This is a genomic window from Variovorax sp. MHTC-1, assembly GCF_003984645.1.
Classification (GTDB): domain Bacteria; phylum Pseudomonadota; class Gammaproteobacteria; order Burkholderiales; family Burkholderiaceae_C; genus Variovorax.
The window spans coordinates 1-1,164 of record NZ_RWKI01000085.1 but is presented as its reverse complement, the minus strand read 5'-3'; the positions used below and the strand labels follow the sequence as shown (position 1 = coordinate 1,164).

The window sequence follows — 1,164 nt, the reverse complement described above, 5'->3', positions numbered from 1 at the left end:
CCGAGTTCGAAGAAGTTGTCGTGCCGCCCGACGCGCGGGACGCCGAGCAGCTCGGCCCAGATCGCAGCCAGCGCTTCTTCGGCTTCGCCCTGCGGCGGCTCCCAGCCGCGTTCGTCGTCGAGCTCCGGCGCCGGCAACGCCTTCCTGTCGACCTTGCCGTTGCCGTTCAACGGCAGCTTCTCGAGCCGGACGATCGCCGACGGAAGCATGTACTCCGGCAGGCTCTGCGCCAGCTGCGCACGCAGTTCGCCCGCATCGGCATTGGCTCCACAGACATAGGCGATCAGGCGCGCGCCTGCCGGGCCTTCCTGGGCCACCACCACCGCCTCGCGCACCTGCGGCTGTTTCAGCAACTGTTCCTCGATCTCTCCGAGCTCGATGCGGAAGCCGCGGATCTTCACCTGGTGGTCGATGCGCCCCAGGTACTCCAGCTGCCCATCCGCTCGCCATCGCACCAGGTCGCCGGTGCGATAGAGCCTGGCGCCGCTTGGATCGAAGGGATCGGCCACGAAGCGTTCGGCCGTCAGCGCGGCCCGCCCGGCATAGCCGCGCGCCAGGCCCGCGCCGCCCAGGTAGAGCTCGCCGGGCACGTTGGCGGGGACTTGCCGCAGGCTGGCGTCCAGCACATGGAGCTGCGTGGCCGCAATGGGGCCGCCGACGCCGGGCGCGTCACCCGCCACCCGCGCCGCCGTCGACCAGATGGTGGTCTCGGTCGGGCCGTACATGTTCCAGAGCTCGACGCCCAGCGCGTTCAGGTCCTGCGCCAGGTCGGGCTGCAAGGCTTCTCCGCCGCACAGGCCCTTGAAGCGCTTCTGCAGCGGCGCCTGCGGCCAGCCGCCGGCGCGCAGCATGCGCCAGCCCGCGGGCGTGGATTGCAGCACCGTGGCGCGGCTCTGTTCGACCAGCCGCGTCAGCGCCATGCCGTCGCGCGTGGTCTCGCGGCTCGCCAGCACGATGCGCGCACCTGTGCTCAGGGGCAGGTAGAGCTCCAGCGCCGCGATGTCGAAGGACAGCGAGGTGACGGCCACCAGCGTGTCCTGGGCATCCATGCCGGGGGCCTGCTGCATGCTGCGGATGAAGTGGCTGAGGGCATGCTGGCGCACCATCACGCCCTTGGGTCTTCCGGTGGATCCGGAGGTGTAGATGGCGTAGGCCAGGTGGTCG

1 protein-coding gene is annotated in these 1,164 nt (G+C 70.6%); it reads right to left on the bottom strand.

Annotated elements, in window-relative coordinates; translation table 11 throughout:
- Positions 1-1,164, bottom strand: a 1,164-nt coding sequence (locus EJI01_RS28355) for an amino acid adenylation domain-containing protein (protein ID WP_126840411.1), incomplete at both ends; no start/stop codon positions are given.